This window comes from Intestinimonas sp. HCP28S3_D6 (genome assembly GCF_052065695.1).
Lineage (GTDB): Bacteria > Bacillota > Clostridia > Oscillospirales > Oscillospiraceae > Intestinimonas.
In genome coordinates this window covers 1-1,634 of sequence record NZ_JBQHTM010000116.1, presented here as the reverse complement: position 1 = coordinate 1,634, position 1,634 = coordinate 1, and the positions used below count along the sequence as shown (strand labels likewise).

Genomic DNA, 1,634 nt, shown 5'->3' with positions numbered 1-1,634 from the left:
CTGTTATGAAATGACATTTTTCAATCGAAAAAGTCAACGAACTTTTACCTGTCAAATTGTGCAGAATGCCAAACGGCATCTGAAAGGGGCTAAGACGATGCAGATTTCCGGCATTGGCCACTCTGTTATACGTGGATTGGGTACCACAGGACAATGGTTCTCCGCCAGCACTACCGTCTATCCTCGTGGATCGCCGCAAGGGCGCCGCCATAGCTATTTCGTAGATTGCTGAACCTTCATAAGTCGCTTAGCCCTTTCCAGATGCCGTCCGGCAGCACAGATGTATATTGATTCCTTGAATACAATACATTGCGTGAAAATATGTGGGTCAAGGACGAAGCCGCGCAGCGGTGCAAAGCATCCTTGACGCACGGATTTTTACGCAATATGCTCTATCAAGGAATCATGCACAAGAAATGTTATCTGTCATCATACCCCAGATAAAACAAGCCATTTCTCTTGCCACAGCAGTCTTCGCGATATTTGCCTTGGAGCGCATTGCAATTTTAAAGTATTTTTTCTTTAGCCGTGCATTTGCCTTATCCGCATAGGCAACAGTCAATGAATCACACTTTGCCTGCCGTTCCTTGAGCGCCACTGATTTTCCACTTTTTGTTGCACTCCGACCAAATACCTGAGCCGTTTCTACAAGTAATTTGCGAAGATGTGAATTGCCGGCTTTTGTAATGCCGGTATATTGCTGCTTATCACCACTGGAGCATTCTCCCGGCACCAGTCCAAGATAGGACGCAAACTGCTGCGCAGTCGCAAATCGCCGGAAGTCTCCTACCTCAACGCAGAAAGACAATGCCGTATGCGCGGCGATACCGCGAAAGCAGCCCAGCTTCTCCACCTTTTGCCGGTAAGGTTCTGCCTGTGCAAGTTCGTTGATGCGCATATCATACATATCCACCTGCTCCCGCAGCTGGTAGTAACGGATCAGATACTCTTGCAACACTTCGGACAAAATCTTATTGCCGAGATCCAAACTTGAGAGCCATTCCAAATGCTTGTTTGTCCAATAGCTCTTACCATCATGGGTTTTGCCGTGCCGGATACAAAATGCAATAATCTGTTGCTTGACGCGAGCCAATGCGCTGTTGGCGTCATCACGCATACGGATATACTCTTTCACTGCGTCATCCATTTCTGTCGGAATATACACAGGGCTGTAAGTATGGAAAGCAAGGCACTTGCTGATCAGACGGGCATCTCTTCGATCTGTCTTGATGCGCTTGCCTGGCTTTGTCATCATTGTGGTCGGTGCAAGGATCACGCAGTCAATACCGTGAGCGTGCAGTTGATGATACAATGAGTAACCGAGACATCCTGCCTCGTAACCGCAGACAATGCGACAATCCCTGCTCTGTTGCTTTTCAATGCGAGCGAGGTATTTCAGAATATTTTTCGCATCCGGCTCGACCTGGACCTCGGCAAAAAAGCGGTCATCCTCCATGCTGTAGCAGCAAAGCGTGTAATTTGTGGTATGGACATCCATTCCTACATAGATTATACTTGTCATGATGACTCCTCCTCTTGTATGTGGTAATTCCTGTGTGCTTTTTGTTTGCACTTTAAGTATGACAGGTAAATCCACGCTTTACAAGCGAAGGGGTCATTTCATATTGTCTATT

The 1,634-nt window shown here is 47.0% G+C and carries 2 protein-coding genes; one reads left to right on the top strand and one right to left on the bottom strand.

Annotation, left to right across the window (positions count from 1 at the left end):
* A partial coding sequence (locus tag ACTNBK_RS16965; RefSeq protein WP_441147864.1) for a hypothetical protein occupies positions 1 to 232 on the top strand: 232 nt, incomplete at its 5' end.
* Between the two features lie 171 nt (positions 233 to 403).
* On the opposite strand, the gene ACTNBK_RS16960 is transcribed toward ACTNBK_RS16965, so the two are convergent.
* Positions 404 to 1,522: an IS110 family transposase gene (locus tag ACTNBK_RS16960; protein WP_441147862.1), complete on the bottom strand. Its 1,119-nt coding sequence runs from the start codon at positions 1,520 to 1,522 to the stop codon at positions 404 to 406.
* Between the last annotated feature and the right edge of the window lie 112 nt (positions 1,523 to 1,634).

What these genes read in the sequence shown, in the direction of transcription:
- ACTNBK_RS16960 (WP_441147862.1), bottom strand. Translation starts at nt 1,522, where the DNA reads ATGACAAGTATAATCTATGTAGGAATGGATGTCCATACCACAAATTAC.